The 17,719-nt window shown below is 65.5% G+C and carries 13 protein-coding genes; 6 read left to right on the top strand and 7 right to left on the bottom strand.

The features are described 5' to 3' along the window. Positions 1 to 345: 345 nt before the first annotated feature. Positions 346 to 1,209: a LysR substrate-binding domain-containing protein gene (locus tag ACZIRK_RS39475; RefSeq protein WP_474419372.1), complete on the bottom strand. Its 864-nt coding sequence runs from the start codon at positions 1,207 to 1,209 to the stop codon at positions 346 to 348. A gap of 97 nt (positions 1,210 to 1,306) precedes the next feature. On the opposite strand from ACZIRK_RS39475, the gene ACZIRK_RS39480 reads away from it, so the two are divergent. Both ACZIRK_RS39480 and ACZIRK_RS39485 read left to right on the top strand, forming a co-directional pair. Further along, positions 1,307 to 2,221, top strand: a complete 915-nt coding sequence (locus tag ACZIRK_RS39480) for a DMT family transporter (protein ID WP_130231342.1) — start codon at positions 1,307 to 1,309, stop codon at positions 2,219 to 2,221. A gap of 92 nt (positions 2,222 to 2,313) precedes the next feature. Further along, positions 2,314 to 3,654, top strand: a complete 1,341-nt coding sequence (locus ACZIRK_RS39485; RefSeq protein ID WP_474419373.1) for an NRAMP family divalent metal transporter — start codon at positions 2,314 to 2,316, stop codon at positions 3,652 to 3,654. Positions 3,655 to 3,656: 2 nt separating this feature from the next. Here the strand turns inward: ACZIRK_RS39485 and ACZIRK_RS39490 are convergent, their stop codons facing one another. From ACZIRK_RS39490 to ACZIRK_RS39510, 5 genes are all read right to left on the bottom strand, one after another. Continuing rightward, positions 3,657 to 4,439, bottom strand: a complete 783-nt coding sequence (locus ACZIRK_RS39490) for a TIGR02186 family protein (RefSeq protein ID WP_130231339.1) — start codon at positions 4,437 to 4,439, stop codon at positions 3,657 to 3,659. After that, a complete protein-coding gene (locus ACZIRK_RS39495; RefSeq protein ID WP_130231337.1) occupies positions 4,436 to 5,365 on the bottom strand; it encodes a sulfite exporter TauE/SafE family protein in 930 nt (309 codons plus the stop codon). The genes ACZIRK_RS39490 and ACZIRK_RS39495 overlap by 4 nt, the downstream gene beginning before the upstream one ends. 196 nt (positions 5,366 to 5,561) lie before the next feature. Continuing rightward, positions 5,562 to 6,230, bottom strand: a complete 669-nt coding sequence (locus ACZIRK_RS39500; RefSeq protein ID WP_245475166.1) for a COG3904 family protein — start codon at positions 6,228 to 6,230, stop codon at positions 5,562 to 5,564. A gap of 242 nt (positions 6,231 to 6,472) precedes the next feature. Then, complete coding sequence (locus ACZIRK_RS39505) at positions 6,473 to 9,889, bottom strand: hypothetical protein (RefSeq protein ID WP_474419374.1); 3,417 nt, start codon at positions 9,887 to 9,889, stop codon at positions 6,473 to 6,475. Positions 9,890 to 10,123: 234 nt separating this feature from the next. Beyond that, entirely contained in the window at positions 10,124 to 10,711 is a 588-nt protein-coding gene (locus ACZIRK_RS39510; RefSeq protein ID WP_474419375.1) for a PadR family transcriptional regulator, read from the bottom strand. A 150-nt stretch (positions 10,712 to 10,861) separates the two neighbouring features. Here ACZIRK_RS39510 and ACZIRK_RS39515 point away from each other — a divergent pair, with 150 nt between their 5' ends. From ACZIRK_RS39515 to ACZIRK_RS39530, 4 genes are all read left to right on the top strand, one after another. Further along, a complete protein-coding gene (locus ACZIRK_RS39515; protein ID WP_474419377.1) occupies positions 10,862 to 11,287 on the top strand; it encodes a nuclear transport factor 2 family protein in 426 nt (141 codons plus the stop codon). A 126-nt stretch (positions 11,288 to 11,413) separates the two neighbouring features. After that, a complete protein-coding gene (locus ACZIRK_RS39520; RefSeq protein WP_474419376.1) occupies positions 11,414 to 13,204 on the top strand; it encodes an acyl-CoA dehydrogenase C-terminal domain-containing protein in 1,791 nt (596 codons plus the stop codon). Positions 13,205 to 13,278: 74 nt separating this feature from the next. Further along, positions 13,279 to 14,487: an acetyl-CoA C-acetyltransferase gene (locus tag ACZIRK_RS39525; protein ID WP_028167949.1), complete on the top strand. Its 1,209-nt coding sequence runs from the start codon at positions 13,279 to 13,281 to the stop codon at positions 14,485 to 14,487. A gap of 161 nt (positions 14,488 to 14,648) precedes the next feature. Continuing rightward, positions 14,649 to 16,874, top strand: coding sequence for a 3-hydroxyacyl-CoA dehydrogenase NAD-binding domain-containing protein (locus ACZIRK_RS39530; RefSeq protein WP_130227281.1), 2,226 nt, complete (start codon positions 14,649 to 14,651; stop codon positions 16,872 to 16,874). 137 nt (positions 16,875 to 17,011) lie between these two features. Here ACZIRK_RS39530 and gstA read toward each other — a convergent pair whose 3' ends face one another. After that, complete coding sequence (gene gstA / locus ACZIRK_RS39535) at positions 17,012 to 17,623, bottom strand: glutathione transferase GstA (RefSeq protein ID WP_130227282.1); 612 nt, start codon at positions 17,621 to 17,623, stop codon at positions 17,012 to 17,014. Positions 17,624 to 17,719 lie beyond the last annotated feature (96 nt).

The following is a 17,719-nucleotide window of genomic DNA, read 5'->3' on the forward strand; positions in this document are numbered from 1 at the left end:
GTAAACCATCGCGCAGGGAAAGCCGGAATGCTTCGGTTGAACCTGTGGTCCTACCCCCGTGCTTTTTGTTGCACGGGACCCACGGGTGCAACCAGCACCCGGCTTTCCCTGCGCCCTCTGCTATCGAAGAGGGTGGAAAGTGACGCAAAGCTCGGGCGTAACTCGCCGCGAGAACGCGAACTCACATCCTCACGCTGTTTGAAATTTGAATCGTGATCTCTCCTCTCGGAATCGTAGAATCGTAGGATGGGTAGAGCGCAGCGAAACCCATCATTCGTGCGGCTTACTCCGTCGCGATGGGTTTCGCTTCGCTCTACCCATCCTACGGCGCACGCCCTACGGCTCCTACGCCGCTTTCGCCTGCACGGTGTCGCAGAATTCCGCGAGCCTGTCGGCAAGCCGCAGTGTGGCGGGGCTGGCGGCGGGGGAGGCGAGCAGGGCGAGTTCGGTCCGGTCGATCGGCGCAAAACCGTCTTTTGCCGTGAGCACGCGGTGATCGGCCTGGATCGCGATCTCCGACAGGATGCTCAGGCCCATGCCGGCGGCGACTGCGGCCTGGATGCCGGAGAGGCTCGAGGACGTATAGGCCATATGCCAGGGGCGGCCCGCGCTCTCCAGCGCGTGGATCGCGCCGGCCCGGTAGAGACAGCCGGCCGGAAATCCGATCAGCGGCACCGAGCCGCTGCGGGTGTTGCGTGGATGCGTCTTGCTGGTGACCCAGTGCACCCGCTCCGGCCAGGCCGCGATCGCGCCCTTCTCGCCGGCGGTGCGCTTGAGCAGCGCGAGGTCGAGCTCGCCGCGATTGAGATCGCGCTGCAGGTGCATGCTCTGGTCGGCGCGCACGTCGAGCCGGAGCATCGGATGCGAACGCGAGAACGCGCCGAGCAGCTTTGTCAGCCGATAGGCGGCGAAATCCTCGGGGATGCCGAGCCGGATCGCGCCCTGATAGGTCGGCCGCGTCACGACATCGCGCGCCTCCTCGGCAAGCGCGAGCAGCCGCCGCGCGTAGGACAGCAGCCGTTCGCCGGCTTCGGTCGGGGTGACATCCTTGCCGTTGCGGATCAGCAGCGGCTGACCGACATCCTCCTCCAGCCGCTTGATCTGCTGGCTGACGGTGGATTGGGTGCGGTGGACCCGCTCGCCGGCGCGGGTGAAGCCGCCGGCATCGACCACCGAGACGAAACTGCGCAGCAGTTCCAAATCGAACATGGCGGCACCTATTCAAAAATCCACTGGCTGCCAGTCTATCATTTAATTTCCAAATGGGAAGGCGAGGGCCTAGATGGAAGGGCCAAGGAGAATTCTCATGTCGCTCGCCCCTTCGATCGCGGCTCCCCGACAGGGCTTCAACCCGCTGCCGCTATTGATTGCCTTGTTCTGCCTGCTCTGGAGCTACGCCTTCATCGCCGGCAAGATCGGCGTCACCGATTGTCCGCCGCTGATCCTGCTCACGGCGCGATTTTCGCTCGCGGGCATCCTGATCCTCGGTTTTCTGGCGCTGCGCCGCGAGGGTTGGCAGCTCTCCTGGCGCGATGTCGCTGTTTATTCGGTGCTCGGCGTTGCCAACAACGCGCTCTATCTCGGGCTTGGCTATACCGGATTGAAGACGGTCTCCGCCGGCATCGGCGGATTGATCGTCTCGGCCAATCCGGTGTTCACGGCGGTGCTGGCGGCACTGTTCCTTGGCGAAGTCCTGACCTGGCGCAAGGTCGCGGGCCTCATGCTCGGCGTTGCCGGTGTCGCCTTCATCGTCTGGCATCGGCTCTCCGTCGGCACCGAGCATATGGAAGGCATCGTGTTCACGCTGGCCTCGCTCGCCTCCATCGTCACCGGCACCATTCTGTTCAAGCTGCTGTCTCCCAAGGGCAGCCTGTGGGTCGGCAATGGCATCCAGAATCTCGCCGGCGGGCTTGTGCTGTTGCCATTCGCGTTCGCGCTCTCCAGCGTCTCCGAGATCGTGCCGAGCGCGCGGCTGCTCGGCGCGTTCGCCTTCCTGGTGTTCGGCGGATCGATCCTGGCCTACGCGCTGTGGTTTCATCTGCTCAAAGTGTGTGGCGCCACCGCCGCGAGCGCCTATCACTTCCTGATGCCGCCGCTCGGCATGCTGTTCGCCTTCCTCGTGCTCGGCGAGCATGTCGAGTCCCGCGACCTGCTCGGCATCATCCCGGTCGCGCTCGGCATCTATCTCGTGACCCGTCCGATCGCGGCATCGCGCGCCTGACGGCCTGTCTTGCTTGTGCCATAGCGGCCAGCCAGATACAGCGCCGGGAACCGAACCACCTCCGGTTCGTTGTCGCGGCGACTGGACCGGGTATGGCGCAACACAAGGCATCGACAGGCAATCACCTAAAGCCCGGCAACAAGCCGGCCCCGAATGCCAAGCCGCGCCAGCCCTTCGAGCTCAAGCGCTTCCTGAAATCGCTCGGCCCCGGACTGATCACCGGCGCCTCCGACGATGACCCGTCCGGGATCGGCACCTACAGCCAGGCCGGCGCGCAGTTCGGCTACGGGATCGGCTGGACCATGCTGTTCACCTTTCCGCTGATGGTGGCGATCCAGGAGATTTCGGCGCGCGTCGGCCGCGTCACCGGTCGGGGCATTTCGGGCAATGTGTGCCGGCACTATCCGCTGTGGCTGCTCAACATCGTGGTCACGCTCTTGTTCATCGCCAACACGATCAACATCGCGGCCGATCTCGGCGCCATGGCGGATGCGACGACGCTGCTGGTCGGCGGGCATCCCATCCTTTACGTGCTGTTGTTCGGGGTGGCCTCGGCGGCCGCTCAGATCATCCTCGATTACAAGCGCTATGTCGCGGTGCTGAAATGGCTGACGCTCAGCCTGTTCGCCTATGTTGCGGCCCTTGCCTTCGCCCGCATCTCCTGGGGCGAGGCGCTCGCCGGCATATTGATTCCAAGGCTCGCCTGGAACGACAACTATTTCACCACCATCGTCGCGATCTTCGGCACCACGATCTCGCCCTATCTGTTCTTCTGGCAGGCCTCGCAGGAAGCCGAAGACCAGCGCGTCGACGCCAAAAAGCAGCCGCTGATCGAAAAGCACTATGGGGCGCGGAAGGAGTTTTCCCGCATCCGCGCCGATGCGATCGTCGGCATGGCGCTCTCCAACCTGATCGCGATCTCGATCATCGTCACGGTCGCCGCGACCTTGCATGTGGCGGGGAAGACTGACATCCAGAGCTCGGCGCAGGCGGCAGAGGCGCTGCGTCCCATCGCCGGCCCGTTCGCAGAAGCGATCTTCGCGCTCGGCATCGTCGGCACCGGGCTGCTCGCTATTCCCGTGCTTGCGGGCTCAGCCGCCTATGCCGTTGGGGAGGGACGTCGCTGGCCGGTGGGCCTGGCGCGCAAGCCGAAGGAGGCCGTCGCATTCTATGCCGTGCTGGCGCTGGCGGCCGGCTTCGGCATCGCGCTGAATTTCACGCCGATCAACCCGATCTCGGCGCTGTACTGGAGCGCGGTCATCAACGGCGTACTCGCCGTTCCCGTGATGGTGCTGCTGATGGTGATGGCGCGCCGCCATGACGTGATGGACCGGTATATCATCACCGGTCCGCTGTATTGGCTCGGATGGCTGTCGACGGGAGCGATGCTGCTGAGCGTGGTTGCGATGGGCGTCGGACTGTTCGCGTCGTGACGTCAATCGCGCCGGAACACGATCGAGGCCATCCAGCCGGTCATCAGCGCCATGGCGGCGGTGACGAGGCCATAGGCAAGGCCGTTCTGCCGCGCGGTATTGGCCACGAACTGCTCGAAACCGACCTTGACGATCTCGAACGCGGTATTGGCCTTGGTCACCAGCGCACCATCGGTGAACAATTTGATCTCGACATTATAAGTGCCGATCGGCACCTCCGCCGGCAGCGGAATCGTGGTGCGGAACAGGGTCGGGGTCAGGAAGGTGACTGCCGAGGTCTCCTCGCGGTACAGCCCGTGCTCGGTGCGCAGCCGCACGAAGGCGCTGCGGAAGACGTCGTCGGGGACGACGTCGGCATAGTCGCCGCTGACGCGCTGCATCAGCAGCACGTTGTTGAGCCCGAGCTGCTGACGCCGCTGCACCTCCGGCGAAGCGATCTGGTCGAAGGGGCGATTGGAGAACAGCGCGAGATAGGTCGGCACCTGCAGGAACTGACGATAGTCGCTGTTGATCCAGATGCCGAATCTGCGCTCCTTGCGCCGCGTCACCATGTCGGCGCGCGGTCCGACCACGGTCACCACGAGGTCGTAATTGGTGCGGCCGGGTGGGGTGTCGGCATCCCTCTCGACCGAGCCGAACAGCACCAGTTCCTCGCCGGCATAATTCGGCGTTACCGTGACGCGGTGGTTGGAGACCGAGACGATCAGCCGTTCCGCGCAGGCCGGGCTGGTGGCGAGGATCGCACCGAGCAGGCCGGCGAGAACGAGGAGTGCGCGGGCGGTCATGGCGCTGCCCCGCCGGATTCGCGGATGGTGAAGAGATCGGCGGGGCGGATCACGAGCTCGACCGCAAAGCGGATGCCGACCGCAAGCACCAGGAGCCCGAGCAACAGCCGCAGATGCTCGCCGCGGATCTTCTGGCCGGCGCGGGCGCCGAACTGCGCTCCGGTGACGCCGCCGACCATCAGGATCAGGGCCAGCACGGCATCGACGAGGTGGTTGGTCACCGCGTGCAGCAGGGTCGCAAAGATCATCGTCACCAGCGTCAGCACCATCGAGGTGCCGATCACGGTCGAGGTCGGCACCCGCAAGAGGTAGATCATCAGCGGCACCAGGATGAAGCCGCCGCCGATGCCCATGACGGCGCCGATGAAGCCTATCACGAGGCCGACGAAGATGACGGGAATGATGGAGAGATAGATCTTGGAGCGCTTGAAGCGCATCTTCAGCGGCAGGCCGTGGATCCAGCCATGGCTGCCCGGGCGGCGCAGCGTGGCGGCGCCGCCGCGGCGACTGCGCAGCATCGCGCGCAGTCCCTCATAGGCCATCGCCGTGCCGACCGCGGTGAGCAGCACGACGTAGGACAGCCCGATCATCAGGTCGAGCTGACCGAGCGAGCGCAGATAGGTGAAGGTCCACACCCCGAGCGCGGTGCCGATCGTGCCGCCGCTTAACAGGATCAGCGCCAGCGCCGGATCGATGGCGCGGCGGCGCCAATAGGAGAGCGCGCCGGAGAAGGAGGAGGCCGCGATGTGGCTGGCGACCGAGGCAACCGCCACCGCCGGCGCGATGCCGATGAAGATCAGCAGCGGCGTCATCAGGAAGCCGCCGCCGATACCGAACATGCCGGAGACGAAACCGACCGCCGCGCCCATCGCCAGCACGAGGAAGATATTGACGGGAATATCGGCGATCGGGAGGTAGAGCTGCACGCGCGGTCGCTTCTTATAATGCCGCGGGGCTGGCGCATGGCCAGCCCACGGCGCGGTTTTCTGATCGAGCTTGCGGGCAGCGGAATCCGGCGCGGAAGCGGACGCGGATCGGTTGCCGCGCCCTTGAATAACCGAAATCGCCGCGACGAGGGACTATAGAATCCGCCGATGCGGAGTTTTTTGTCGCGCCCGCGCCTTACGGCCGGCCGATGGGATCGGTGACCAGGTTCATCGCTTCGGCTTCCTTGGTGCCGAGCCAGCGGATGTCCCTGGTTTGTGACATCGCCTCGACGATTGTGGAGGATACGCCCATCCTGGTCATGTAGTGCAGCACGGCACCGGTGACGCGCTGGGTGTCGGCGACGGGGTCGGCAACCGGCGCCGTGGTGACGAACCGGTGGACGCCCAGCATCGAGCCCTCGAGGCCGTAGCGGGTGGTGCCACCGGCATAGACGAGGACGCAGGCGCTGGCGCAATAGGCCGGGCGGACCTGGCCCGAAGCATCGGCAACGCCGACGGCGGTCGTCAGCCCGCGGGAACGGATCATTTCGCCGATGATGAGCGCCTGATTGAGGTCGCCGCCCGGAGATGACAGAAGGACAACGTCGCCGGGCGCCAGATGGGCCTCATCCAGCCTGTCGCGGAACCAGTTTGCGGCGGCTGGGCCGATCTCTCCCTTGATGGCCAAAGCGGGCCGCGAGCCGATAGGCCCGCCGAGATCGGTCTTGCCGATCAGTTTCGAACTCAGGCTCGGCGAGAAATACTGGTCTCTCCAATAGGCCCAGGCGTCGGGCCGCGACAGGTCCCGATAGGCGCGGATGCCGACGCCGGAGATCAGGAGGGCGAATATGACAATCGACCACATCGACCACCGCCAGGCGGGCCGCTGAGGCGGCCGCGCTTTGGGCTGATCGACCGACTGGCGTGGTGGTGCTACGCGGGGCCCGGTCGGCGAGCTTCGGTAGCGACCTTCGTGGTCTTGGGCTGACAAACTGGTTCTCTCGGCGCTGGCAGCTACCCCCGCGGGGGCGCGGCCTTTCTACACAGCTTCAGCGCTGAGATACATATGGCGACGCAGCACCGCGGCGTCGTGCATCTGTCATAATTTTAATGCGCGATCGAGGCGGTGCGCTTCGGCGACGCTGCCCGGGCCGCGGGCTTGGCCGCATTGGGCGGCACCGTCGCCGCGTCCCAGCCGCCGGGCGGGGTCGCTGCGTTGACGGCGTCGTCGGGCTGCGGCTCGGCGGTGAAGGTCTGGATCGCGAGCTTGGCCGCTGCGAGCGATTGCGCGTCGAGGCGCTTGGCAACATCGTCGCGTTTGCGGCTGGCGTCGGCGTCGCCCTGGGCTGCGGCCAGGCTGAACCATTTGAAGGACTCGGCCAGGTTCTGCTCGACGCCGATGCCGCGTGCATAAAGGATGCCGAGATTGAACTGGCTGTCGGCGACACCGCGATCGGCGGCCTTGCGGAACCACTGTGCCGCGCCCTTGTAGTCGGCGCCCTTGCCGCCGCCATCGGCATCGAGCACCGCGAGGTTGTGCATCGCCTTGGCGTTGCCGCGCTCGGCGGCCTGCACGTAGTAACGCCGCGCGGTGTCGATATCCTTCTTCACGCTGAGTCCCTTCTCATAGAAGGTTCCGAGCCGGAAGACCGCGGGGATCACGCCGGCCTGCGCGGCGCGCTCGTACCACTTTGCGGCCTCGTCATAGTTGATCGGAACGCCCTTGCCTTCGGCGAAGCGCACGCCAACCTCGTAGGCGGCGGCCGGATCGCCCCTCAGCGCCGCGGCGCGCAGCACCGGGCCGCCGATGCCGTCAGGCAGCCGCTCGCTCGGTGGCACCTGCACCATCGCGAGCCTGCCGCCGATCGGCGCGGCGGACGGCACGCGGATCGAGCCGGTGATGTCGTTGTTCGCAACGGGCGATGGCGAAGGCACCGGCGCCGGCGGGATCGTCACCTGCGAGCCGTCGAGCATGTTCGGCGCGGTGCTGTTGTTGGATTGCCGGCCGAGCGGGGTCGGCGAGGTCATCAGGGGCGCCGCGGGTGCCGGCGCTGGCGCGGGTGCGACGGCCGCACTGTCGGCCGGCGGCAGCGCGAAGGCGGGAGCGTCGCTCGACCTCTCCATCGGCATCTGCGACGAGGCGCCGCTGTCGAGCAGGATCATCGCCACCTTGAAGGCGCCGAGCACGATGACCACCACACTCGCGCCGACCAGCAGCGAGCGGATCTTTGACGTGATGGTCGAGGGCTCCTTGCCCTCGGATTTGCCCTGAGCCTTGTCGACCGGCTTGGCCTTGGCTGCGGCCTTGGCCCCACCGCGCCCGCCCTTCTCATTGGCAGCCTGGGCGGCCGCGGCCTGGGCGGCGCGGCGTGCGGCGGCAATGAAGCTCGACGTAGAGACCGGCTCCTTCTTGTCTGTCGAAATCTCGCTGATCGCGCTCTCCGACGCGGCGATCCGCTCGGTGGGCGTCGACACCCGTCCGGTCGGGCGCGTGCCCGGCTCGAGCGGATGATCCGGCGGCAGGTCCGGCTCGAGCGCGGTGCGAACCGCGGCGTGTGGCTCCAAGATCTCGCTGATGGCGCGCGGCGGCAACGGCGGCGGAACGGGTACAGCCTCCGGCGGAGTAGCCGCATGGAAGTCGCGCGGCGCCGCGGCGAAGTGCTCCTGCGCCGTGAAGCGCTGCTGCATCGCCGGATTCGGCAATTCGGGCTGCGGCGCCATTGGCTGCGGCATCGAGGCGCGTGGCGGCTCGGCCGGCGCCGCTGACGGGGCCGGCGCGGAGCGAACGTCGCGCAGATCGTTCTCGATCAGCGCAAGGCGATCGACCACGTGGCCGAGGGTATTGTGCACCGTCTCGAGCGAATCCTGGGTGCGGCGGTCGGTTTCCGACTGGCTGTAGCGGATATCGGACAATTCGCGCTTGACCATGTCGACGAGGCCAGGGTCGAGCGGCTGCGGCGCCGGTGCGCCTGCGTTGCGGCTCGCCTCGGCCAGTGACACCAAATTGGCGTGCTGGCGTTCGAGATGGCGCAGGATGTCCTGCAGCCCTTCTTCGATGCGGCCAAAATTGCCGGACTGAGGATTGGGAGAGGCTTCGAGGCGCTCGAGCAGGTAGGAGACACGCTGTTCGAGATGGGCGAATGCCGAGGCGCTGTCATTGCCGACCTGCATGCGGTCGATGCGCTCCGACAGCGCACGCAGGGCGTCTTCGAGATGTTGCGAGTGTTCGGTCGGTGCCGGGCGTTCGCGGCTTTCCAGGGTCGCGGCCAGGGCGGCGATCCGCTGTTCGAGGACCGCAAAGGCATCGCCGTGATTGCCGGCGCGCGCGAGCTCGTCGACCTTGGCCGACAGCGTCTGCACATCCTCGGCGAGCCGCGCCAGTGCGTCGTTGGAGGCGATGTTGGAGACGATCGCGCGGAGCGCGGCGATTGCGCTCTCGAGCTGATGCACCGTCGAGGGATCGTCGTTGGCGCGCAGGATCAGATCGAGCTTGGCGCCGAGATTGCGGATCGCCTCGTCATAGCCCGCGAGCTGCTCGGCGGGCGTAAGCGAGCGCAGCACCTCGCGGATCTCGGACAGCGCACGCTCGATGCCGGAGAGCGCCTGGCCGTCGGCACCGTTCTGCCGGTTGTCGTCGATGCGCCGCGACAGCAAGCGGATCTCGCCTTCGAGCGATTCGATCGCGCGGCGCGGCATCGCCTCGGTGAGCGCGGCGCGGATTTCCGCAAGCTCGCTCCGGAACGCGGCGATCGATTGCTCGATATGATCGGGCCGTTGCAGTGCCTCGATCTGGCTCGTGATCTTGATCAGATAACGCTCCAGCGAGGAGAAGTCCGGGCCGGCCGGTGCCGGCGCGGCAGGTGCCGGTGCAACCGGAGGAGCATGCGCGGCCATTGGCGGAACGCTTGGGCCCGTCGGCTGAGCTGCATCCGCTGGCTGAGCGTGGCGCGGCGGCATCTGCCGCGGCGGCGGACCATCGAGTTCGTTCTGGCGCGCGGTGATCTCCGCGATTGCGGAATCGAAGGAGGCGGGACTTAGCGGCGGCGAAGGACGGTAGACCTTTGCGGCGGCACGCTCGACGGCTTCCGCCTGGCGCTGCCGCTCCGGCATCGGGGGCTGCTGCGCCGCAGCCATCTGGGGCTGGCGCGCCGCGGCGGGGTTTGAGATCTGCGACAGCCGAGCATCGAGCCGCGAGATCGCGTCGTTGAGCTGGCGCGCGACGTTGGACTGGCCGCGCGCAGCGTCGTTGCGCGGGGCATCATTGCGCGGCGCGGGCCGCGCGATTCGATCGATCTGCTGGGTGATCGCATCCAACCGCTGATGAATGTCGGCGACGTCCCGGCTTGCCTGGCTCGGCATCGCGGGCCGCGCCTGGTCATTGCGGAGATCCGGCGGCGCCGGCTCGCCCACGGTGGAATTGAGCCAGTCGTTCAGCGACATGCCGGCCCGGCGAGCCGCGGCCTCGGCTCTCTCGCGGACGGATGGATCAATGCCGTCAACACTCCACGATACGCGCGAATTCATGATTCCGTCCGGTCCCGACTAAGGCGTCCACACCCACGCCTGCAGCCTCCCCGTACGTCCCGATTGACCAGACAATCGAATTCCGCGCGAGGCGTCTGCCTTAGCCGTCGACTTTTTCGCGTTAGGGTAAAGAACGGGTTAAGGAACGGCGCTGCGGGGCTCTAAAGTTACCTCTGCGCGGAACTCGCGTCGCGATGCCCGTCGTCCCGGGACGACGAAGGAGGCGGTTCGGCCTTACGCCTTGTCGTCGCCTTGGCCCGCTTTGAGCGGCTGAACGGTCGTCCGATTGGCCAGGGCGGAGAGGGCATCGATGGCCTCCTCGCACCACTCCGCCACGACCTGCTCATGGCGAAGGCCGATACGAAGCCCGAGCAGCTTGCCCATATCGGCCGGCGAGGCCACGCCTTGCGGGAACCGCTTGTTGAGCAGGCGCTCATAGCGCTCGTAGCGGTCGCGGTGGTGTTCCAATCGCGCCATCAGGTCGGTGCGCAGCGGTTCGATATCGACGCTGTCGAGCGCGTAGAGCCGCACCAGGAGATCGTCCTTGATCGATGCCGGGACGCTCGGCCGCGCGGCCCAGTGCCGCAGCGCAGCCTTGCCTTCAGGCGTTAGCGTGTAGACGAGCTTGTTGGGCTTGCCCGATTGGACGACTTCGCGGGCCTGGACATGGCCGCGGTCGCGCAGCTTGGAAAGCTCGCGATAGATCTGCTGGTGGTCCGCCTTCCAGAAGAAGCCGATGGAAGCAGCGAACGTCTTGGCGAGCTCGTAGCCCGTCATCGGACGTTCGGTCAGGCATGCGAGGATCGCGTCACCCAGCGCCACTGGTCGCCACTCCTTTTCTACCTCCTCGACCATCCTTGACTTTATGCACATAGGCGCATATGCGTCAATGTGCATATCGACGGCCAGGACTTTACGGGCTCGCCAAGATCGGGCCATTGCACGTTCCGCCAAGAGGAGACGTCTTTGACAATGACCGGCCTCGACAAATGGTACGCCTACATGAAATCCCACGATCGCGCAGCGGTCTGGGATCTGCTTCACCCCGACGCCGTATTCGAAAGCCCCGTCGTACACACGCCGCAGCGCGGACGCGACATCACCTTCAAATATCTGTCGAGCGCGGAAAAGGTGCTGGGTGGCCCTGGCTTCACCTATCGCGGCGAATGGCGCAGCGATAATGGCGCGGTGCTCGAATTCGAGAATGAGATCGAGGGCATTCAGATCAACGGCGTCGACATCATCACGTTCGATGCAGAAGGACGGATCACGCATTTCAAGGTGATGGTGCGCCCGCTGAAGGCGATCAACCTGCTGCACCGGCTGATGGGAGAAGAGTTGATGCGGCAGGCCGGCGAGGCCAGCGCCGCCAAGTCGCAGCCTAAGTCGCCATCCTGATCCCGATATTCGCTTTCCCGGAACGCCGAAAGGTCTAAGGTCTGTTTCGGGAACCTTTAGTGGTCGCAGCGTCGCGAGGGTTTTGCCTGCGGCGCCAACTTCAAAAACTGCCTGCCGGAGCACACTATGCCGATCTACAAAGCCCCAGTCGAAGATGTGAGTTTCCTGCTCAACGATGTCTTCCAGATCGACCGCTACGATAACCTGCCAGGTTTCACCGATGCATCGGCCGACGTGCGCGAAGCGATCCTGGGCGAGGCGGCGAAGCTTTCCGAAGAAGTGTTGCAGCCGCTCAACCGCGTCGGCGACCTCGAAGGCTGCAAGCGCCATGACGACGGCTCGGTGACGACGCCGAAAGGTTTCAAGGAAGCCTACAAGCAGGTGGCCGAAGGCGGCTGGCTCGGACTCTCGGCGCCGACGGAATATGGCGGGCAGGGCCTGCCGGTGACGCTGAGCCAGGCGGTCAACGAATTCCAGATCTCCGCCAACATGGCGTTCTCCATGTATGGCGGCCTCACCATGGGCGCGACCGCAGCGCTGTTGGTGCACGGCACGGACGAGCAGAAGAAGACCTATGTTCCGAAGATGGTGGCGGGCGAATGGACCGGCACCATGAACCTCACCGAGCCGCATTGCGGCACCGACCTCGGGCTGTTGCGCACCAAGGCCGTGCGCCAGGCCGATGGCAGCTTCAAGATCACGGGCACCAAGATCTTCATCTCCGCCGGCGAGCACGATCTCACTGAGAACATCATCCACCTCGTGCTCGCGCGCATCGACGGCGCGCCGGCCGGCATCAAGGGCGTCTCGCTGTTCGTGGTGCCGAAAGTCCTGGTCAATCCGGACGGCTCGCTCGGGGCACGCAACGGCGTCACCTGCGGCTCGATCGAGCACAAGATGGGCATTCACGGCAATTCCACCTGCGTGATGAATTACGACAATGCCACCGGCTGGCTGATCGGCCAGGAGAACAAGGGCATGCAGGGCATGTTCGTGATGATGAACGAGGCCCGGCTCGGCGTCGCCGTGCAGGGGCTCGCGCAGTCCGAGGTCGCTTACCAGAACGCGGTGGCTTATGCGCGCGAGCGCCTGCAGGGCCGCTCGCTGACCGGCGCGAAGGAGCCGGAGAAGCCGGCCGACTCGATCATCGTGCATCCTGATGTCCGCCGCACGCTGCTGACCATCCGCGCCTTCAACGAGGCGGCGCGCGCCATGGTGATCTGGACCGCGCTGAAGAGCGACGTCGCCCATCGCTCCAACGATCCCAAGGACCGCCAGGAAGCCGACGACCATATGGGCCTGATGACGCCGGTCCTCAAAGGCGTGCTCACCGACACCGGCTTCGCCAACACCGTGCTGGCGCAGCAGATGTATGGCGGCCACGGCTACATCGCCGAGCAGGGCATGGAGCAGTTCGTGCGCGATGCCCGCATCGCCATGATCTATGAGGGCGCCAATGGCATCCAGGCGCTCGATCTGGTCGGCCGCAAGCTGCCGCGTGACGGCGGCCGCGCGGTGATGGCGTTCTTCGGCGAAGTCGGCGCTTACGCCAAGGAGCACGGCGCGGACGAAGCCATGAAGCCGTTCGTGACCCCACTTTCGGCCGCGCTCGGCCATCTGCAGCAGGCGACCGGCTGGCTGATGCAGAATGCGATGACCAAGCCCGACAATGCCGGCGCTGCTGCGACCGACTACATGAAATTGTTCGGCCTGGTTGCGCTCGGCTACATGTGGGCGCGGATGGCGAAGGTGACGCAGGACAAGATCGCCGCCGGCGGCGCAACGTCTTACCTCTCGACCAAGCTCGTGACCGGCCGCTTCTTCATGGAGAAGCTGTTGCCGGAGACGGCCGTGCATCTCGCGCGCATCCAGAGCGGCAGCGGTACCACGATGGAATTGGCGGCCGAAGCATTCTGAAGAATCTTCGGCAGCTGGCTCGCGGCTTCGGCCGGTTCGGCTATATATTATGATCCTCATCTAAGGAGGGCGTCATGCCTGAGGCATATATCTACGATCACGTTCGCACCCCGCGCGGCCGCGGCAAGCCCGACGGCGCGCTGCACGAAGTCACCGCGCTGGCGCTCGCCACCGTGCCGCTGCAGGCGCTGAAGGAGCGCAACAACATTGCCGAGGACGTCGTCGACGACGTCGTGCTCGGCATCGTCGATCCCGTCGGCGAGGCCGGCTCCGACATGGCCCGCTTCGCGGCGCTGAAGTCCGGCCTCGGCGAGAAGGTGCCGGGTGTGCAGATCAGCCGCTTCTGCGCTTCGGGCCTTGATGCTGTGAACTTTGCCGCGGCCCAGATCATGAGCGGGCAGCATGAGCTCGTGATCGGCGGCGGCGCGGAATCCATGAGCCGTGTCGGCATCGGCGCGTCCGGCGGCGCCTGGCCGATGGACCCCTCGATGGCGGTGCCGGCCTATTTCATGCCGCAGGGCATCTCGGCCGACCTGATTGCGACCAAATACGGCTTCTCCCGTGACGACGTCGATGCCTACGCGGTGCAGAGCCAGCAGCGCGCGGCGAAGTCCTGGGACGAAGGCCGGTTCGACAAATCGGTCGTGCCGGTGAAGGACGTCAACGGCCTCACCATCCTCGCCAAGGACGAGCATATGCGGCCCACGACGACGATGCAGTCGCTGGCGCAGCTCCAACCGTCCTTCGCGGCCATGGCCGCGATGGCGGGTTTCGATGCGGTGGCGGTGCAGTCGCATCCGGAGATCGAGAAGGTCAATTATGTGCACCACGCCGGCAATTCCTCGGGGATTGTCGACGGCGCCGGCGCGGTGCTGCTCGGCAGCAAGGAAGCGGGCGCGAAGCTCGGCCGGAAGCCGCGGGCCAAGATCCGGGCCTTCGCCAATATCGGCTCGGAGCCCGCGATGATGCTGACCGGGCCGGTCGACGTCACCGAAAAGCTGTTCGCCCGCTCCGGCATGAAGAAGTCGGACATCGACCTGTTCGAGCTCAACGAAGCCTTCGCCTCGGTGGTGCTGCGCTACATCCAGGCGTTCGACATCGACAACGCCAAGATCAACGTCAATGGCGGCGCGATCGCGCTCGGCCATCCGCTTGGCGCGACCGGCGCAATGATTTTGGGCACCGTGCTCGACGAGCTCGAGCGCACCGACAAGTCGACCGCGCTGGTGACGCTTTGCATCGGCGGTGGCATGGGCACCGCGACGATCATCGAGCGGGTTTAAGGCGACATCGTTGTAGGGTGGGCAAAGCGAAGCGTGCCCACCATCGAATTCTCAGCAAGTGATGGTGGGCACGGCGCAAGTGCGCCTTTGCCCACCCTACGATCCGAGCATTAGGACAACTGCCAGCGCCTTACCGGCAGCCGGCATCGAGGGAGCACCACATGGCCTTCAAGAATTTCAAATTCGAAACCGACGCCGACGGCATCGCGCTCGTCACCTGGGATATTCCGGGACGTTCGATGAACGTGCTGGACGAGACCTCGGTCCTCGAGCTCGAGGAGATCGTCAAGCAGACCACGGCCGATGCCGCGATCAAGGGCGTCGTCATTACATCCAGCAAGGACGCATTCTGCGCCGGCGCGGACCTGTCGATGCTCGAGGGCATGAGCCGGACCTATGCGCAGCTGTTGCAGGAGAAGGGCGAGGTCGCGGCCAACCAGGTGCTGTTCGAGCAGAGCCGCCGTTTCTCGCAGGTGTTCCGCTCGATCGAGACCTCGGGCAAGCCGTGGGTCGCGGCGATCAACGGGCTCGCGCTCGGCGGTGGCTTCGAGATCACGCTGTCCTGCCACTATCGCGTCGCCGCGGAAAATCCGAAGACCCGGCTCGGCCTGCCCGAGATCAAGGTCGGCCTGTTCCCGGGCGCCGGCGGCACCCAGCGCGTGCCGCGCATCGTGGCGCCGCAGGATGCGATGCAGCTCCTGTTGAAGGGTGAGGCGATCAACCTCGCAAGGGCCAAGCAGCTCAACCTGATCCACGCGATCGTGCCGCCTGCCGACCTGATCAAGGCCGCCAAGGACTGGATCAAGGGCGGCGGCAAGGCGGTCGCGCCGTGGGACGAGAAGGGCTTCAAGCTGCCCGGCGGCCCTGTCTTCTCGAAGATGGGCATGCAGATGTTCCCGGCGGGCAATGCGATCTACCGCCGCGAGACCTACGACAATTATCCGGCGGCGCGCGCCATCATGAGCTGCGTCTACGAAGGCCTGCAGTTGCCGATCGACGCCGCGCTGCGCGTCGAGTCCCGCTACTTCACGCAAGTGCTGCGCTCCAAGGAAGCGGCGGCAATGATCCGCTCGCTGTTCCTGTCGATGCAGGAACTGAACAAGGGCGCCCGCCGCCCCGCCGGCGTGCCGCCGACCAAGGTGAAGAAGCTCGCCGTGATCGGCGCCGGCTTCATGGGCGCCAGCGTCGGCTACGTCTCAGCCAAGGCCGGCATCGACGTAGTGCTTGTTGATCGCGATCAGGAGAGCGCCGACAAGGGCAAGGCGCACGCCAAGAGCGTGATCGACGGTCTCGTCGCCAAGGGCCGGGCGAAGGAGGCCGAGCGCGATGCGCTGCTGTCGCGCATCACAGCGACCGCCGACTACAACGTTTTGAAGGACTGCGAGCTCGTCATCGAGGCGGTGTTCGAGGACCGCAAGGTCAAGGCGGACACCTATGCCAAGGCGCAGCCGCTCTTGAAGGGCGACGCGATCTTCGCGTCCAACACCTCGACGCTGCCGATCAATTCGCTGGCCGAGGAATTCAAGGACCAGGGCAAGTTCATCGGCATCCACTTCTTCTCGCCGGTCGAGAAGATGATGCTGGTCGAAATCATCCTCGGCAAGAACACCGGCGACGTCGCGCTCGCCACCGCGCTGGACTATGTCCGCGCCATCGGCAAGACGCCGATCGTGGTCAATGACTCCCGCGGTTTCTTCGCCAACCGCTGCGTGATGCGCTACATCGCGGAAGGCAACGAGATGTTCCTCGAAGGCGTGCCGCCGGCGATGATCGAGAACACCGCCAAGATGGCCGGCATGCCGGTCGGGCCGCTGTCGCTGTCGGACGAAGTCGCGCTCGATCTCGGCCTGAAGATCATGAAGGCGACCGAAGCCGATCTCGGCCCCAACGCCGTCAATCAGGACCACAAGAAGCTGATGGTTGAAATGGTCGAGAAGCAGGGCCGCTTCGGCCGCAAGAACGCCAAGGGCTTCTATGACTATCCGGAGAAGGGCAAGGGCCAGAAGAGCCTGTGGCCGGGCCTCGCCGGCCTGCAGCCGAAGCACCTCGATCCGGATACGCTCGATGTCGAGGAATTGAAGCAGCGCTTCCTGGTGGTGCAGGCGGTGGAAGCCGCGCGCACGGTGGAGGATCACGTCATCACCGACGTGCGCGAAGCCGATGTCGGCTCGATCCTGGGCTTCGGCTTCGCGCCGTTCACCGGCGGCACGCTGTCCTATATCGACTTCATGGGGACGAAGAAATTCGTCGAGCTCTGCCACAAATTCGAGGCCAAATACGGCTCCCGTTTCGCCCCGCCGAAGCTCCTGGTCGAGATGGCGGCCAAGGGCGAGACCTTCTACGGCCGCTTCCCGCCGAAGAAGCCGGTGGCGCAGGCTGCGGAGTGACTCGTCGTCCCGGGCAAGCGGAAGCGCGACCCGGGACCCATAACCACCGGACTGCGTTGTTGAGCAGGCTGGGGGCCCATCAAGCGCAACAATGACGCCCTGGGGTTATGGGTCCCGGCTTTCGCCGGGACGACAGCTTACGCCTTCAGCAGCCCTTCCTTGGTGAGCGCTTCCTGCACCTTGGGCCGGGCGGCGATGCGGGCCTTGTAGGCGGTGAGGTTGGGCAGGCCCGACAGGTCGAACTTCATCCGGTCGGCCCAGGCCAGCATCGTGAACAGATAGCCGTCGGCGACGGTGAACTGGCTGCCGAGGAGGTAGTCGCGCCCGGCAAGCTGGCCGTCGATATATTTCAACTTGCCCATCAGGCGGTCCTTGAAGAACGCCTTGGTGTCGTCGGACAGGACCGGCGCGAACAGCGGGCTGAAATTCTTGTGCAGCTCGGTGGTAATGAAATTGAGCCACTCGAGCAGCTTGTAGCGCTCGGCGCTGCCATGGGCCGGCGCCAGGTTCTTGGCCGCGGCACGGTCGGCGATGATCTGCACGATCACGGGCCCCTCGGTGACCAGTTCGCCGGAATCGAGCGCCAGTGCCGGCACCTGGCCCTTGGGGTTCACTTTCAGGAAATCGTCGCCATTTTCCAGCTTCTTGGCGCGCACATCGACCTTGACCAGCTCGTAGGGCAGGCCGGCTTCCAGGAGCGCGATATGGGGCGAAAGCGAGCAGGCGCCGGGCGAATAGTATAATTTCATCGGAGATCTCCTCTCGAATTCTTGTAGGCCTTTTTGTTGTTGGCCTTGGGCGTCGGACCGACTAAATGCACCTGCATGAACAGTCAAGATTGATGC

Source organism: Bradyrhizobium sp. Leo114 (genome assembly GCF_055229415.2).